Origin of the sequence: Caballeronia novacaledonica (assembly GCF_900258035.1) — a bacterium.
Taxonomy (GTDB): Bacteria; Pseudomonadota; Gammaproteobacteria; order Burkholderiales; family Burkholderiaceae; genus Caballeronia; species Caballeronia novacaledonica.
The window spans coordinates 24280-39004 of record NZ_OGTP01000038.1 but is presented as its reverse complement, the minus strand read 5'-3'; the positions used below and the strand labels follow the sequence as shown (position 1 = coordinate 39004).

16 protein-coding genes are annotated in these 14725 nt (G+C 63.6%); 12 read left to right on the top strand and 4 right to left on the bottom strand.

The features are described from left to right. The 5 genes from NOV72_RS32590 to NOV72_RS30540 all read left to right on the top strand — a co-directional run. On the top strand, window positions 1-270 hold a 270-nt coding region (locus NOV72_RS32590), incomplete at its 5' end, for a hypothetical protein (protein ID WP_216858903.1). Window positions 271-393: 123 nt separating this feature from the next. Then, window positions 394-1608 carry a DUF2863 family protein gene (locus NOV72_RS30555; protein ID WP_106858245.1) on the top strand — a complete coding sequence of 405 codons (1215 nt, stop codon included), beginning with the start codon at window positions 394-396 and terminating at the stop codon, window positions 1606-1608. Between the two features lie 456 nt (window positions 1609-2064). After that, the gene (locus NOV72_RS30550) at window positions 2065-2874 is read left to right on the top strand and encodes a response regulator transcription factor (protein WP_106858244.1); all 810 of its coding nucleotides are present in this window, start codon (window positions 2065-2067) and stop codon (window positions 2872-2874) included. A gap of 67 nt (window positions 2875-2941) precedes the next feature. Then, the gene (locus tag NOV72_RS30545; RefSeq protein ID WP_106858243.1) at window positions 2942-3616 is read left to right on the top strand and encodes an energy-coupling factor ABC transporter permease; all 675 of its coding nucleotides are present in this window, start codon (window positions 2942-2944) and stop codon (window positions 3614-3616) included. A 146-nt stretch (window positions 3617-3762) separates the two neighbouring features. Further along, window positions 3763-4347, top strand: a complete 585-nt coding sequence (locus NOV72_RS30540) for a BspC domain-containing protein (protein WP_106858242.1) — start codon at window positions 3763-3765, stop codon at window positions 4345-4347. A 74-nt stretch (window positions 4348-4421) separates the two neighbouring features. On the opposite strand, the gene NOV72_RS30535 is transcribed toward NOV72_RS30540, so the two are convergent. Together NOV72_RS30535 and yaaA are read right to left on the bottom strand one after the other, a co-directional pair. Next, window positions 4422-5582: a M14 family metallopeptidase gene (locus NOV72_RS30535; RefSeq protein ID WP_106858248.1), complete on the bottom strand. Its 1161-nt coding sequence runs from the start codon at window positions 5580-5582 to the stop codon at window positions 4422-4424. A gap of 32 nt (window positions 5583-5614) precedes the next feature. Further along, complete coding sequence (yaaA, locus tag NOV72_RS30530) at window positions 5615-6394, bottom strand: peroxide stress protein YaaA (RefSeq protein WP_106858241.1); 780 nt, start codon at window positions 6392-6394, stop codon at window positions 5615-5617. Window positions 6395-6450: 56 nt separating this feature from the next. On the opposite strand from yaaA, the gene NOV72_RS30525 reads away from it, so the two are divergent. From NOV72_RS30525 to NOV72_RS30495, 7 genes are read left to right on the top strand one after another with little or no spacing between them, the layout of a single operon-like run. Then, a complete protein-coding gene (locus NOV72_RS30525) occupies window positions 6451-6927 on the top strand; it encodes a putative toxin-antitoxin system toxin component, PIN family (RefSeq protein WP_106858240.1) in 477 nt (158 codons plus the stop codon). 45 nt (window positions 6928-6972) lie between these two features. Continuing rightward, entirely contained in the window at window positions 6973-8154 is a 1182-nt protein-coding gene (locus tag NOV72_RS30520) for a pyridoxal phosphate-dependent aminotransferase (RefSeq protein WP_106858247.1), read from the top strand. 44 nt (window positions 8155-8198) lie between these two features. Beyond that, on the top strand, window positions 8199-9740 hold the full coding sequence (locus NOV72_RS30515) for a 3-hydroxyacyl-CoA dehydrogenase (RefSeq protein WP_106858239.1): 1542 nt from the start codon (window positions 8199-8201) through the stop codon (window positions 9738-9740). Beyond that, the gene (locus tag NOV72_RS30510) at window positions 9737-10525 is read left to right on the top strand and encodes an oxepin-CoA hydrolase, alternative type (RefSeq protein WP_106858238.1); all 789 of its coding nucleotides are present in this window, start codon (window positions 9737-9739) and stop codon (window positions 10523-10525) included. Before NOV72_RS30515 ends, NOV72_RS30510 begins: the two co-directional genes overlap by 4 nt. Before the next feature lie 3 nt (window positions 10526-10528). Next, on the top strand, window positions 10529-11254 hold the full coding sequence (locus tag NOV72_RS30505; RefSeq protein WP_106858237.1) for a histidine phosphatase family protein: 726 nt from the start codon (window positions 10529-10531) through the stop codon (window positions 11252-11254). Window positions 11255-11276: 22 nt separating this feature from the next. Then, complete coding sequence (locus NOV72_RS30500) at window positions 11277-12380, top strand: phosphotransferase (protein ID WP_106858236.1); 1104 nt, start codon at window positions 11277-11279, stop codon at window positions 12378-12380. Further along, complete coding sequence (locus NOV72_RS30495) at window positions 12377-13600, top strand: acyl-CoA dehydrogenase family protein (protein WP_106858235.1); 1224 nt, start codon at window positions 12377-12379, stop codon at window positions 13598-13600. The genes NOV72_RS30500 and NOV72_RS30495 overlap by 4 nt, the downstream gene beginning before the upstream one ends. Here the strand turns inward: NOV72_RS30495 and NOV72_RS30490 are convergent. Continuing rightward, window positions 13589-14050: a MaoC family dehydratase gene (locus tag NOV72_RS30490; protein WP_106858234.1), complete on the bottom strand. Its 462-nt coding sequence runs from the start codon at window positions 14048-14050 to the stop codon at window positions 13589-13591. The two genes, NOV72_RS30495 and NOV72_RS30490, sit on opposite strands and share 12 nt — an antisense overlap. Window positions 14051-14281: 231 nt before the next feature. Further along, a complete protein-coding gene (locus NOV72_RS30485; protein ID WP_106858233.1) occupies window positions 14282-14725 on the bottom strand; it encodes a DUF1178 family protein in 444 nt (147 codons plus the stop codon).

Sequence of the window (14725 nt, the reverse complement as noted above, 5' to 3'; positions counted from 1 at the left end):
AGAGCACATCGCAAGACACTCAAACCATCACTTCCGTCTTGCGTCGCTGCATCAGCAGCAGAGAAACGAGATTATGAACAACGCTTCGGTTCGTGTCAACAAGATTTCAAGCTTTCTTTTCTTGCCGACCGCGCTCGAAACCCTTCTACAACCCACTCCGAGCACACCGCCGATACCGCCACTCCCGCTTCCTTCGCGTTCATCGAATCGCGAAGGAACGGAATTCTAGTGAGTGCATTCCTCCTCCGCAAGAGACATACGAAAAAATAATTCGACCAGCCCGAACGCCCTCGCGTGTCATCGATCGGCGTACGTTTCAACGTCGCGACATAAAAGCATCGTCTGAGCGACTACAATTAAAGGTTCACCGCACCAATTCACTCTCGTATCTATATGCGCTCGCGAATCGCAAAACGTATTCCCCCGGATGCCGACAAGCTCGTCAGCCTCTCCCTCGCGCTCTTCGCGTCAGGTAGCCGTGTCGAGGATCGGTTCTGGGAAGCCCGTCTCGACACGCTCATCGCCAAACTCGTGCGTAACGGCAATCAGACGACGCTGGACGCCGCGCTCGACCATCTGCAGCAGAATCATCCGGACGCCTATGGCGCGCTCGCCGATATGGCGGAGACGCACAGCGAGTCATTCAAAGTCGATATCGACGGTGTGCCCCACGAAGCTCTGCTCATTTCCGCGCCGGTGCTCGCGTGGACGCGCTACGCGATCCCGTCGGGAACGCTCAAGGGCGATGCCGTCGACGCCCTGCGCACGCAGATGCAGGCGCATGTTCTCGCCGCGGACGCGCGCGTCGCCGTCGCGCCCTATCTCTTTAGCATCGATCAACTACCGCGACACCACGTGGATACCGCACGGCTCGCGCAACAATTGTTGCAGACGGTCTTGCACGGTAGCGCCGCTCGCCTGAACCTGTCCGATCTTCCGGAAACTTCGCCGATTCTCGCCGACCCGCGCTTCCTGCTGGCCCTGGTCGTCGTACCGGTCGGCGCGCCGTTCTTCCGCTGGCAGGAGGACGAAAACGGCACGCGCGTCGAGCGTGGTCAATGCCTCGAACAGTGGGCGGCGCAAGGAGGACCGAGCTTCGCCGCCATCCTGCCCGGTTGCGAATTCGAATGCCTGCTTCCCGACGCCTACTACTCGGCCTGCCGCGACGCCGACGAGCAGGTTCGTCCGCATACCGTGCGCACCGCCGTCCGATATCTCTTCGACACGCTCGGCACCCCGCCTCAGGACCTGCGCGCGGTCATCGCGGGGTTCGGCGAACGGCGTATCGACGAATACCGCATCGGCTTCACGCGGCGCGGCAGCAACGATGTGATCTACGGCGTCGTGTGGCCGCTCTACGGTCGCGAAAATGGGGAGCTGGGGATGGACGAGGACGTGGTCGACCTGGAAGGCGCCGATGGCCCGGTCGAGGAAATCGTCGAGTTGCTTAAGAAAACAGGCGTCTCGGACGTCCGCCGTCATACGGGACGCTTCGAACCGGAATTTTGCGACGACTGCGGTGTGCCGCTCTACGCGGATCCGCTCGGCGAAATCGTCCACGCGGAGATGCCCGAGGACGCGGAGCCGGCGCAGCCTCATTTCCACTGAAAACCTGTTTGCGCCCGGAGAGAGCCTTTCCGGATGATGCTTGACCTCAACGGTTCGGTCGCAATTGCGATCGAACCGTTTTGCATTGGGCCGCGACGTACCCCGGCGTAAGCGCTGCCCGCGATCACATCTTTCTACGCGCGAACGACGACACCCAGTTGCGTTTCGCGCATGCGCTGGCATCCCTGCGCAGCCGTGCACTTTCCTGATTCACACCATTGTTTGGCTGGTCAACCGGCGATTTGCCCGAAATAACTTGCTTACAGGCAAGCAAAATCGCAGTTCGGCAACGAATCGGCAATGATCTTCGCGCAGATTTTGTGTATTTATGCCTATGCCATTCGGATAGGGGGCCAAATCAGCCTAAATTTGTCAATATAGCCACTGACGCCAAATGTAAGCCGGCGTCGAGTCCCGGTGCCGAAGGCAACGGATGGTTTTGACACGAGGTAAAGCATGATAATCAACATTATTGGTTCCGACGCCGAGCGCCGAGCGGGCCTTAAAACATTGCTGCGCCGCGTTGCGCGTCAGGCGCAATTCACCGAGGCGAAGGACTGGAGACAAGCCCGCGCCGCCTTGAAACGTTCCGAACCCGACATGATCGTGATCGACTGGCTGCCCGAGATGCGCACCGGCGATTTGCAGATCCTGCTCGACGAAGCGCCCCGCGTGCCCGCAGCCATCGTGGTCGACCGCTGCGGCGCTGCGCTCGTCTATGCGCTGATGAGCGTCGGCGCAATGGGCGTGATCCCGCGTGCGCTCGATCCGATCCTGATCCTTCGCGCGCTGGAGATGGTGCTGGTCGGCGGCCATTACATCCCGCCGGACGTCGTCGATCCGGAACTGACGCTCGAGCTCGCCGCCCGCCGCGCTCGAGAGATCGTCCACTTGCCGCATAAGATCCGCCACCATCCGGCTCTGTCGCCCCGGCAGCAGCAGATCATGCGCTGCGTACACATGGGCAGCACGAACAAGATGATCGCGAAGACGCTCGGCATCAGCGAAGGCACGGTGAAAATCCACCTTGCAAGCATCTTCCAGCAACTCGGTGCGACCAATCGCGCCGCCGCGGTCGCGATCTACAACGGCGTGCAGAACTCGCATCTCGAGATTCTGCGTAGCGGAAGCGAGAAATCGGCGCGTGTCGTCGCGGGGCAGCCAGGCGTCATTCCGCTGCGCAGGCCACGGACGCGCTATCCGTCGCTTCTCGACAACGACTCAGCCGCGCTGCCGATGGCTGCCGAGCCCGAATCGACGTTCTAGCAACAAACGAGGCAAATGGGTCCGTCCTCGGCGCACACGTTTTACGCGCAACGAGTAATATGCAGGCATGGGGTTCTTCTACACACCGCTACCGCTTTGGCTTACCGTCGGCAGCTGGATCGCCGCCGCGGGGGTGCTCGCGCTCGGGCTGCTGCAGCGCCCGTTCGCGCGTCTGCAAGACGCCACGTTGCAGAACGTATGGCTCGGCATCATCGTCGCGGTCTCGGTGCTTTGGGCATGCAATGCATGGTTCGATGACGGACCCGTCATCCATCTGTTGGGCGCGACGCTGATGGTCACGTTGTTCGACTGGCGGCTCGCGCTCATCGGAACGGCAGCGACCACGGGCCTCGCCGCAGTCGTTCTCGATGCGTCATGGCTTTCGGTGGCGACCACCTACCTTCTCTTCGGCGCACTGCCCGTCGCGGTTTCGACGCTGCTGCAGCGCCTGAGCAATGCCTGGTTGCCGCGCAATCTGTTCACCTTCATCGCCGGGCACGGGTTCGTCACTTCGGCTGCGGCGGTGGCAGCGGCATGCGGCGCGACCATATTGCTCGAGATCGCGCTCGCCAACGGTCCGTTTGTCGTACCTGCGGCGTTCACGCGAGGCTCGCTGCTGCTGGGCGCAGGCGAAGCGCTCTTCACCGGCCTGCTCACCATCCTGATCGCCGTGTATAAACCCGCGTGGATCACCACGTATGACGTACGCCGCTATCGCCTCGATCGCGGTCCGCGCGTTTAGGTCTCGCATAAAGCACTCGCCGTTGCCATTCAGATCCGCGGATATCGGATTCCGGGCGATGGGCGCGTGCGCAAAGTACGATAAGATTGAACTCCTTTCCCACACGGCGCATCTTACTTGCCCGTGTCTTCTTAGCGCCAGACTTGATGGAACGTAACTACGCACCGCGCCGGCTCCTGCGGCTCGTCGGCCGGTTGGCGGTATGCGCATCGCTAGCATGCGCGGCGTCCGCTTTTGCCGATTCGCTCGACGAGCGCAACGAACTGATTCACCACTTCGTCACCGACTTCAAGGCCAACCCGCTCGTCGCGGATTGCGCCGCGCATGGCAACTTCATCGCCAGCACATCTTCGGCATTCGATCACGTGGAATTCCCGGCGGACTCATTCGATGCCTCGCATTCCGCCATCGAGCCGTGGAACGATTCGTTCGACGAGAAGAAGCAGCGGATCAAAGTGGACAACGTCGTGACCGTCGAAGGTCAAGGCATGCCGAAGAACGGCGAGCGCGATCCCACGCCCCTCAAGTTCCGCTGCGGTTATGTCGGCAGCCAGATGCTCGCTTTCGGCTGGAACGATCCCGTGCCGGCGTTGCGCCCGCGCGCAGAACCGCACTCGACGCGCAGCACGAAGGGCAAGCAGGGCGCGAAAACCAAGGCGACCGCGGGCAAGACGAAGAGCACGTCGAAATCATCGGCCAAGTCGACAAAGAGTACGACCAAGAAGCACTAGCCCATTCCTTCACCGCGACGAAGATACGATCGGAAAAGGGCGTGGCCACAGGAAGTGGCCACGCCCTTTTTACTTCACTCGCCGGTCGACTGCAGATGCCACAAAATGGCCTGCAACATCGATGCGCCCAGCGCCGCGCTACGCGCACCGTTCCAGCCGACGCTCTCGTCCGGCAAATTCGCGTTGTCCTTGAACGGCATCTCGAGCGTGAGCGACAGGCACTTGTACTCGTTGCCAATGTACTTCGACGCGAGCTTCAGCGCATCCGTCTGATACTTGCTCGACTCGTAGCCGTACACGTCCTGGAAATCCGGACTCGCCTGCTTGAAGAACTCGACGAACGCCTTCTGCTCCTTCGCCTGCTCCGGAGTGAAGCCCGGCAGCATCTCCGATCCGGCGACGAACACGTAGGGAATGGCTTCGTCGCCGTGGATATCGAAGAACAGGTCGCAGCCGGTCTCCGCGATCGCCTCGCGCACAGCAAGCACTTCCGGGCTGCGCGCCGCGCTCGGCTCCATCCACTCGCGATTCAGGTTCGCGCCCGCCGCGTTGGTGCGCAGGTTGCCGAGTACGCTGCCGTCGGGATTCATGTTCGGCACGATGTGGAAGATGGCCCGCTCGAAAAGCGCGCGCGCAACCGGATCGCCCGCCCAGTCGCCGAAGCCCGCGAGCCGCTTCACGAGCCCTTCGACGAACCATTCCGCCATCGTCTCGCCCGGATGCTGGCGCGCGATGATCCAGACTTTCTTCTTCGGCTCGGCGTCGCCGAAGTCCGGGATGCCGAGCGAGAGCACCGACATCGGGCGGCCCTGCACCGTGCTGCCGAGTTCGGTCAGCGTCGCGAGCGGCATCTGCTGAACCGCGCCGAGAAATTCCGAGTGGCGCTCCTCGCTGTACGGCTCGAAGTACGCGTAATAGATACGGTCGAAATCCGGAGTGTGATCGATCTTCATCACCTGGCCGTCGTACTCCGTCGATACGCGGAACCAGTTCACGCGGTCATAGCTCGCGACCGCTTCGTAGTCGCGCCAGCCTTCCGGAAATGCGCACTGCGCCGCGTTCTCGAAAGTCATCACGAGGCGCTCGCCGCGCGCGCCGGACACGCGAAAGTAAAACCATTGCGCGAAATCGGCATGCGAATCGGGACGAATGCGCAGCCGGATGTCGGCGGGATCGTCGGTGTTGAGGACTTCGATCGCGCCCGCGTCGAAGTTGCTTGAAATGGAGAGTGTCATCTGCGTGTCCTTGCTTGCTTGCCGCGCGGGCCTCATTCCCCGATGCGGCGACGAAATACGTATGTCGTGTCGTTCGACGCCTTCGCGTCGAACCTGTAGCCTTCGCTGTCGAAGCCTTTGAGCGCTCCCGGCTCGTCGACGCGGTTCTCGACCGCATAGCGCGCCATCAGGCCGCGCGCGCGCTTCGCGTGAAAGCTGATGATCTTGTAGCGTCCGCCCTTCCAGTCCTCGAAGACCGGCGAGACGACCGGCGCGGCAAGCAGCTTCGGCTTGACCGACTTGAAATATTCTTCCGACGCGCAATTCACCAGCACGCGCGCGCCGCGCTGCTTCTTCAACTGTTCGTTGAGCGCCGACGTGATGCGCTCGCCCCAGAACGCGTACAAATCCTTGCCGCGTGCGTTCGGGAATCTCGTGCCCATTTCGAGGCGATACGGCTGCAGCAAATCGAGCGGCCGCAGCAAACCGTACAGTCCCGACAATACGCGCACGTGGTTCTGCGCGAAATCGAGATCGCTCGACGAGAGCGTCTTCGCGGCGAAGCCTTCATACACGTCGCCGTTGAACGCGAGCACCGCCTGCTTGGAATTGCGCGCATCGAACGTCTTCGACCAGTCCGCGTAACGCTGAAAATTCAGCGCGGCGAGCTGGTCCGAAATGCCCATCATGCCGCCGATCTGCTGCGGCGAGAGTTCGCGCAGCCCGTGGATCAGCTCGGCGGCTTCATCGACGAATTGCGGCAGCGTGTGCTTCTTGATATGAGCAGGCGTCTCGTAGTCGAGCGATTTGGCGGGAGAGAGAACGATTATCATGGAGGCTCGCCGGCATGCCGCCGACGATCTTTGGCATAAACCCCTGATTGTATCGAATGGACAATTCCGCCGCGCCGCTGCCGCCGATGCGCGTGGTGCTCGATTCGAATGTGTGGATCGACATCCTCGTATTCGACGACCCCGCCACGCGCCCGATTCTCGCGGCCCTCGAAGCCCGCACGCTCGAAGCGCTGATCGACGAGCGCTGCCTGCGCGAACTCACCCGCGTGCTCGACTATCCGCAGTTCGTGCGCATGGAGGTCGACAAAACGGCCGCGCTCGCGACCGTCGCGCGCCTGTCGACGCTCGTCGCCGCGACCGTCGGCGAAGGCGAACGCCCGCTGCCGAAATGCCGCGACCGCGACGACCAGAAGTTTCTCGAACTCGCGCACGCGTCGGGTGCCGAATGGCTCGTCTCGAAAGATCGCGCGGTGCTGAAGCTCGCGCGCCGCGTCGCGCGCGACTTCGCCTTTCGCATCGCAGAACCGAAACCGTTCGTGCTCGAATTCGAAGCGCAGGCGGCCATCGGCTGATGCTGTCTTAAAATAGTCGCGAGCCTATTTCACGTCCACATCATGATGAACGCCACGCACGAACTGCCGCCGACACCGCCCGAGCTCTCCTTCCCGTCGCGTCTGCCCAATGTGGGCACGACCATCTTCACCGTGATGAGCGCGCTCGCGACGCAAAAAGGCGCGGTGAATCTCGGTCAGGGTTTCCCCGATTTCGACTGCGATGCGCGCATCGTCGATGCGGTCGCCGGCGCCATGCGCGACGGCCACAATCAATATCCGCCGATGGCGGGCGCCGCGCCCTTGCGCCGCGCGATCGCGCGCAAGATCGACGCGCTCTACGGCCGCGCCTACGATCCGGACGCGGAGATCACCGTGACCGCCGGCGCGACGCAGGCGCTGCTCACGGCCATTCTGTGCTGCGTGCATCCGGGCGACGAAGTCATCGTCATCGAGCCGATGTACGACAGCTACGTGCCGTCGATCGAACTCGCGGGCGGCAAGCCGGTGTTCGTGTCGCTCGAAGCGCCCGACTACGCGCTGCCCTTCGACAAGATCGCCGCCGCGATCACGCCGAAGACGCGGCTCCTCATGATCAACACGCCGCACAATCCGACCGGCCGCGTGTGGCGCGTCGAGGACATGAAAAAGCTCGAAGAAATCGTGCGCGACACCAGCGTGCTGATCGTCTCCGACGAAGTCTACGAGCACATGGTCTACGACGGCGCACCGCACGAAAGCGTCGCGCGCTATCCGGAACTGGCCAAACGCAGCTTCGTCGTGTCGAGCTTCGGCAAGACCTTTCACGTGACCGGCTGGAAAGTGGGCTACGTGGCCGCGCCCGCCGCGCTCACCGCCGAATTCCGCAAGGTGCATCAGTTCAACGTGTTCACGGTGAACACGCCGATGCAGATCGGCCTTGCGCACTATCTCGAAGATCCGAAGCCGTATCTGGAACTGTCCGCGTTCTATCAGCAGAAGCGCGACTTCTTCCGCGCCGGTCTCGCGAACACGCGCTTCTCGCTTCTGCCTTGCGACGGCACGTATTTCCAGTGCGTCGATTATTCGAAGATCAGCGACATGCCCGAAGCGGAGTTTTCGCAATGGCTCACGAGCGAAATCGGCGTGGCCGCGATTCCCGTGTCGGCGTTCTATCACGAGAGCCATGAATCGGGCGTCGTGCGCTTCTGCTTCGCGAAGAAAGAAGAAACGCTCGCGCTCGCGCTCGAACGTCTCGCGAAACTCTGAGTGAAGCTGCGCGCGGTCCCATCCTTCAGGAGCAGAGCCGCATCATGAGTCAGCACGAATACAGGATCGAGACGCTCGGTATCGTCGGCAGCGGCGCGATGGGGCGCGGCATCGCGCAGATCGCGGCGCTCGGCGGGCTGAACGTGCATCTCTTCGATACGAATCCGAAAGCGCTCGCCGCCGCGCGCGCGTATTTGTCGGAGACGTTCGCGAAGCTCACCGCCAAAAACAAGCTCAAGGAAGCCGACGCGCACGCGGCGCTCGCGCGCATCCGCGATGCGCGCGACACGAGCGAGCTGTCCGCTTGCGACGCCATCGTCGAGGCGATCGTCGAGAATCTCGACATCAAGCGCGAGCTGTTCCGCGAACTCGAAGCGGTAGTCGGCGAGCACTGCATTCTGGCGTCGAATACGTCGTCGCTGTCGATCACCGCGATCGCCGCCGGCTGCGCGCGTCCGGAACGCGTCGCGGGCTTTCACTTCTTCAATCCGGTGCCGCTGATGCGTGTCGTCGAGGTCATCGACGGCCTGCGCGGCGACCCGCGCGCCGGCGATGCGCTGACGGACCTCGCGCGCCGCATGGGCCACACGCCGGTGCGCGCGAAGGACATGCCGGGCTTCATCGTCAATCACGCCGGGCGCGGCATGAACACCGAAGGCCTGCGCGTGGCGAGCGAAGGCGTCGCGAGCTTCGAGGACATCGACCGCATCATGCGCGAGCAGGCGGGCTTTCGCCTCGGGCCGTTCGAATTGCTCGATCTCACCGCGCTCGACGTCTCGCATCCGGTGATGGAATCGATTTATCACCAGTTCTATGAGGAACCGCGCTTCAGGCCGTCGCCGATCACCGGCATGCGGCTCGCGGGCGGCCTCATCGGGCGGAAAGCGGGCGAAGGGTTTTATCGTTATGTCGACGGCAAGCCGGACGTGCCGCCGGAACCCGCCGCGCCCACGCAACTGCCGACGCGCGTGTGGATCAGCCGCGCATCGCACGCCGGGCGCGAGGAAGTGCTGAAGCTGATCGCCCAATGCGATTGCTCCGTGCACATCGACGGCGGCCACACGCCCGAGCCGGGTTCGCTCATCATCGTGACGCCGCTCGGCCTCGACGCAACGACCGCCGCCGTCAACGAACATCTCGACGCCACGCGCGTCGTCGCCGTCGATACGCTTTTTCCGCTCGACACCGTCGCGCGCCGCACCATCATGACGACGCCCGCGACCGCGACCGCCATGCGCGACGACGCGCACGCGCTCTTCTCCTTCGACGGCGTGCCCGTCAGCGTGATCCGCGATTCGACCGGCTTCGTCGCGCAGCGTGTCGTGGCGACGATCGTGAACATCGGCTGCGATATCGCGCAGCAAGGCATCGCGACGCCCGAGGACATCGACCTCGCGGTGATGCTCGGCCTCGGTTATCCGCACGGCCCGCTCGCGCTCGGCGATGTCATCGGCGCGACGACTATTCTGACGATTCTGCGCAATATGTACGCCGTACTCGGCGACCCGCGCTACCGGCCGGCGCCCTGGCTCACGCGGCGCGCGCAGCTCGGACTTTCGCTTACCCATATCGAGGAGCTCAGATGAGCGCCGAACTACTGACAGACCGTCCCGCAGGCAGCGACACCACGCTCGTGCTCAAGTTGTCCAATCCCGGCGCGCGCAACGCGCTGCATCCGGACATGTACGCCGCGGGCATCGAGGCGTTGAACACGGCGGAGCGCGACAACTCCGTGCGCGCGATCGTGCTGACCGGCGCCGACAACTTCTTCTGCGCGGGCGGCAATCTGAATCGCTTGCTCGAAAACCGTGCGCAAGATCCGTCGGTACAAGGTGCGAGCATCGACTTGCTGGCGGAATGGATCAGCGCGCTGCGCGCATCGACGAAACCGGTGATCGCGGCCGTCGAAGGCGCGGCTGCAGGCGCGGGCTTTTCGCTTGCGCTCGCGTGCGACCTGATCGTCGCCGCCGACGACGCCCGCTTCGTCATGTCGTATGCGCGCGTCGGCCTCACGCCCGACGGCGGCGCGTCGTGGTTCCTGTCGCGCACGCTGCCGCGCACGCTCGCGAGCGAAGTGCTGCTCGAAGCGAAGCCGATCGGCGCGGCGCGCCTGCATGAAGTCGGCGTCGTGAACCGGCTGACGAAGAAAGGCATCGCGCTCGACGCGGCCATCGCCTGGGCCGACGATCTCGGCAGCGTGTCGCCGAAAGCGATGGCGCGCATCAAGTCGCTGATCAATGCCGCCGCCATGCAGCCGCTCGCCGCGCATCTCGACATGGAACGCGACAGCTTCGTCGATGCGCTCCATCACGGCGATGCGCTCGAAGGCATCACCGCGTTCCTCGAAAAACGCCAGCCGAATTATCGCTAAGCCATGGCTCATTACGAGTTGCCGAAACGCCGCCGCATCTTTCTGATGCGTCATGGCGACGTCACGTATTTCGACGACAGCGGCCGCGCGATCGATCCCGAAAGCGTTCCGCTCAACGAACGCGGCCGCGAGGAAGCGAGCGCGGCGGGCCGGGAGTTCGCCGCGCAGAAGATTCACTTCGATCGCGTGATCGTGAGCGGATTGCCGCGCACGGTGGAAACGGCGCGGCGCGTGCTCGCGGAAACGGGTCAATCCATCGATCCGGAAATCTGGCCCGAATGGCAGGAAATTCGCGGCGGGAAGCTCAAAGACCTGACGACGACGGATATCGAGCGCGCGTTTCTCTCGGTGTTCGATGGCGTCGTGCCGGAAGACACGCAGTTTCTCGGCGGCGAAACGATCGGCCAGTTGCTCGACCGCACGCTGCCCGCCGTCGCGCGTCTGCGCGAGGATCGCGCGTGGGACACGGTGTTGCTCGTGCTGCATGGCGGCGTCAATCGCGCGCTGCTCTCGCATGCGATCACCGCCGGCGGGCGCGCGTTCTTCGGGCATCTGTCGCAGGCGACGGGCTGCATCAATGCGCTGGACGTCGGCGACAAATCGAGCGACTGGGTCGTGCATGCGATCAATCATTCGCCGCCCTCGCCGCTGCACGCCGATGTGCGCAACACGACGATGGAACTGCTCTACGCGCAATTCGTACGCTACACGACCGTCGGCATGAAGTGACGCCGCAGCAACGGAGGAGACAATGCAGGACGAACGACAGAACAAGCACTCCGATTTTTCCGCGTTCGAAGGAACGCGCCCGGTTCAGGACAAACAGCGCTTCGACACCGATGTACTCTCGGCATGGCTCGCATCGAATGTCGATGGCTTCGAGGGTCCGTTGACCGTCGAGCAATTCGCGGGCGGCCAGTCGAACCCGACGTTCAAGCTCGTCACGCCCGCGCACAGCTATGTGATGCGCGCGAAGCCCGGACCCGCGGCGAAGCTTTTGCCTTCCGCGCATGCGATCGAGCGCGAGTATCGCGTGATGGACGCGCTCGCTGCCACCGGCGTCCCCGTCGCGCGCATGCTCGCGTTGTGCGAAGACGAGAGCGTGATCGGCCGCGCGTTCTACGTGATGGAATTCGTGCAGGGCCGCGTGTTGTGGGATCAGTCGCTGCCCGGCATGACGCCCGCCGAACGCGCCGCGATCTATGACGAAACGAATCGCGTGATCGCCGCGCTTCATACCGTCGATATCGAAGCCGCCGGTCTGTCGGGCTACGGCAAGCCGGGCAATTACTTCGAGCGGCAGATCGGGCGCTGGAGCAAGCAGTACGTCGCGTCGGAAACGGAGAAGATCGACGCGATGGATCGCCTGATCGAATGGCTGCCGCAGCACATTCCGCAGGCGCAAGGCGCGCGCGTCAGTGTGGTGCACGGCGATTTTCGGCTCGACAACCTCATCTTTCATCCGGACGAGCCGCGCGTGCTGGCCGTGCTCGACTGGGAACTCTCGACGCTCGGCGATCCCCTCGCCGATTTCGCGTATCACTGCATGGCGTGGCATGTGGATCCGTCGCAGTTTCGCGGCATCGCCGGTCTCGACTGGGCGGCGCTCGGCATCCCCGACGAAGCCGCCTACGTGAAGCGGTATTGCGAGCGCACGGGCTTCGCGATCGAAGGCGATTGGAACTTTTACCTTGCCTACAACATGTTCCGCATTGCCGCGATCCTGCAAGGGATCATGAAGCGTGTCGTCGATGGCACGGCCGCGAGCGCGCAAGCCGTCGATGCGGGCAGGCGCGCCCGGCCGATGGCCGAACTCGCGTGGCAGTACGCACAAAAGGTCGGGAGACACGCATGAACTTCGATTACACGCCCAAGGTGCAGGCGTTGCGCGAAAAGCTGCTCGCATTCTTCGACGCGCACATCTATCCGAACGAACGCGCCTACGCCGAAGAAATCGCGGCCAATCGCGCGGCGGGCAATGCGTGGATTCCGACGCGCCTGATCGAAGGCCTGAAGGAAAAGGCACGCGCCGAAGGACTCTGGAACCTCTTTCTTCCGGCGTCGGAGCGCGGCGCGGGCCTCACGAATCTCGAATACGCGCCACTCTGCGAAATCATGGGCCGCGTGCCGTGGGCGCCGGAAGTATTCAACTGCGGCGCGCCCGATACGGGCAACATGGAAACCATCGAACGCTACGGCACCGACGCGCAGAAGGCGCAATGGCTCGAACCGCTCTTGCGCGGCGAAATCCGCTCGGCGTTTCTGATGACCGAGCCGGAAGTCGCGTCGTCGGATGCGACCAACATCCGATGCAGCATCACGCGCGACGGCGACAGCTATGTCATCGACGGCCACAAGTGGTGGTCGTCGGGTGCGGGCGATCCGCGCTGCAAGGTGTACATCGTGATGGGCAAGACCGACACGCAAGCGCCCAGGCACGCCCAGCAGTCGATGATTCTCGTCCCCGCCGATGCGAGCGGCATCACGGTGCATCGGCCGCTGAACGTCTTCGGTTACGACGACGCTCCGCACGGCCACATGGACATCACGCTCGATAACGTGCGCGTGCCGGCGACGAACATCCTGCTCGGCGTTGGGCGCGGCTTCGAGATCGCGCAGGGACGCCTCGGGCCGGGGCGCATCCATCATTGCATGCGCCTGATCGGACTCGCGGAACGCGCGCTGGAACTGATGACGAAGCGCACGCTCGGACGTGTCGCGTTCGGCAAGCCGATCGCGCATCACGGCGTGACGCAGGAGCGCATCGCCGAGGCGCGCATCATGATCGAGCAGGCGCGGCTTCTCACGCTCAAGGCCGCGTACATGATGGATACCGTCGGCAACAAGGGCGCGCGCGGCGAGATCGCGATGATCAAGGTCGTCGCGCCGAACGTCGCGTGTCAGGTCATCGACTGGGCGATCCAGGCGCACGGCGCGGGCGGCATCTGCGACGACTTTCCGCTCGCGTATGCGTATGCGGCGGCGCGCACGCTGCGGCTCGCCGACGGCCCCGACGAAGTACATCGCAACGCGATTGCGAAGCTGGAGCTCGGAAAATACGCGTCAGGAAGTTGATGCGCCCGGATCGCGCAGTCCGAAGAGCGCGGCCGAATCCACGGTGAGCACGAGTTCGCCGTGCTGGTTGTGCGCTTCCCAGCGCGTCTGCACGATCCCGCGATCCGGCTTGCTCTTCGACACGCGCTTGTCGAGCACGCGCACGGTGAGCCGCACCGTGTCGCCGACGCGCACGGGCTTGATCCAGCGAATGTTGTCGAGGCCGGGCGAACCCATCGAGGTCGAATCGCCGACCATGTCGCGCACGAGGATGCCCATCATCGCGGAACACGTGTTCCAGCCGCTCGCGACGAGCCCGCCGAAATGCGACGCTTCGCCGGCCGCTTCCGACAGATGGAAAGGCTGCGGATCGTAGCGGCCGGCGAATTCGACGATCTCCTCTCTCGTGAACGTGTGCGCGCTCAACTGAACGGCGCTGCCGATATCGAAATCCTCAAAAGCGTATGTCATGCAATAGCTCCTCGATGAACGTCGGTCTTGGGTGATGGAGAAAGCGGAAAGCGCCGCGAGCAGCCTGTGCCGGCTCGCGTAAGACGCTTTGTGATGGAGGGTTTTGTCGCGCGGCGCGCGCGGAGGGCTGGCTTCGAGCCAGACAGGAACGTCGGCGGGGAACAACTGAGGTTCATGCGCGGTGTCTCCCTTGCGGCCCGGTCCTGAGCCGGAAGAGACGCCGCGCAGGCCTTACTGCAGCGGCTCTTTCAGTGCTTCGGGAACAGGCAACGGCAACACGTCGATCCCTTCTTCGAGCAGCGCATGCGCGTCTTCAGGCGTCGTGACGCCACGAATGTTGCGCGCGGGCGCTTCGTTGTAGTGAATGCGCCGCGCCTCCTCGGCGAACCGCTCGCCCACGTTTTCGGTCTTCTCGATCAACTCGCGCATGAACTTCAAGGCACGCGCCTGAACGGCCGCCGCTTCGGGCGCGGCTTGCGCAACCTGCGGCGCCGCCTCGCCTCGCGCCGACGAAAGATTCAGGCGCGGCGCCGACGGCACGCGGCTCACGTCCGTCGCCGAGCAAACCGGACACGCAACCAGCTTGCGCGACAACTGCGACTCGAACTCGTCGGTCGAGGCGAACCAGCCTTCGAACCGATGTTCGCGCGAGCACTTTAAATCGAGGACCTTCAT

Excerpts from the sequence above, each read along its gene's own strand:
- NOV72_RS30495 (WP_106858235.1), top strand. The coding sequence starts at position 12,377 with ATGAACTTCGATTACACGCCCAAGGTGCAGGCGTTGCGCGAAAAGCTG.
- yaaA (WP_106858241.1), bottom strand. The coding sequence starts at position 6,394 with ATGATAATCGTTCTCTCTCCCGCCAAATCGCTCGACTACGAGACGCCT.
- NOV72_RS30505 (WP_106858237.1), top strand. The coding sequence starts at position 10,529 with ATGGCTCATTACGAGTTGCCGAAACGCCGCCGCATCTTTCTGATGCGT.
- NOV72_RS30510 (WP_106858238.1), top strand. The coding sequence starts at position 9,737 with ATGAGCGCCGAACTACTGACAGACCGTCCCGCAGGCAGCGACACCACG.
- NOV72_RS30540 (WP_106858242.1), top strand. The coding sequence starts at position 3,763 with ATGGAACGTAACTACGCACCGCGCCGGCTCCTGCGGCTCGTCGGCCGG.
- NOV72_RS30515 (WP_106858239.1), top strand. The coding sequence starts at position 8,199 with ATGAGTCAGCACGAATACAGGATCGAGACGCTCGGTATCGTCGGCAGC.
- NOV72_RS30555 (WP_106858245.1), top strand. The coding sequence starts at position 394 with ATGCGCTCGCGAATCGCAAAACGTATTCCCCCGGATGCCGACAAGCTC.
- NOV72_RS30490 (WP_106858234.1), bottom strand. The coding sequence starts at position 14,050 with ATGACATACGCTTTTGAGGATTTCGATATCGGCAGCGCCGTTCAGTTG.
- NOV72_RS30525 (WP_106858240.1), top strand. The coding sequence starts at position 6,451 with ATGGACAATTCCGCCGCGCCGCTGCCGCCGATGCGCGTGGTGCTCGAT.
- NOV72_RS30545 (WP_106858243.1), top strand. The coding sequence starts at position 2,942 with ATGGGGTTCTTCTACACACCGCTACCGCTTTGGCTTACCGTCGGCAGC.
- NOV72_RS30535 (WP_106858248.1), bottom strand. The coding sequence starts at position 5,582 with ATGACACTCTCCATTTCAAGCAACTTCGACGCGGGCGCGATCGAAGTC.
- NOV72_RS30550 (WP_106858244.1), top strand. The coding sequence starts at position 2,065 with ATGATAATCAACATTATTGGTTCCGACGCCGAGCGCCGAGCGGGCCTT.
- NOV72_RS30485 (WP_106858233.1), bottom strand. The coding sequence starts at position 14,725 with ATGAAGGTCCTCGATTTAAAGTGCTCGCGCGAACATCGGTTCGAAGGC.
- NOV72_RS30500 (WP_106858236.1), top strand. The coding sequence starts at position 11,277 with ATGCAGGACGAACGACAGAACAAGCACTCCGATTTTTCCGCGTTCGAA.
- NOV72_RS30520 (WP_106858247.1), top strand. The coding sequence starts at position 6,973 with ATGAACGCCACGCACGAACTGCCGCCGACACCGCCCGAGCTCTCCTTC.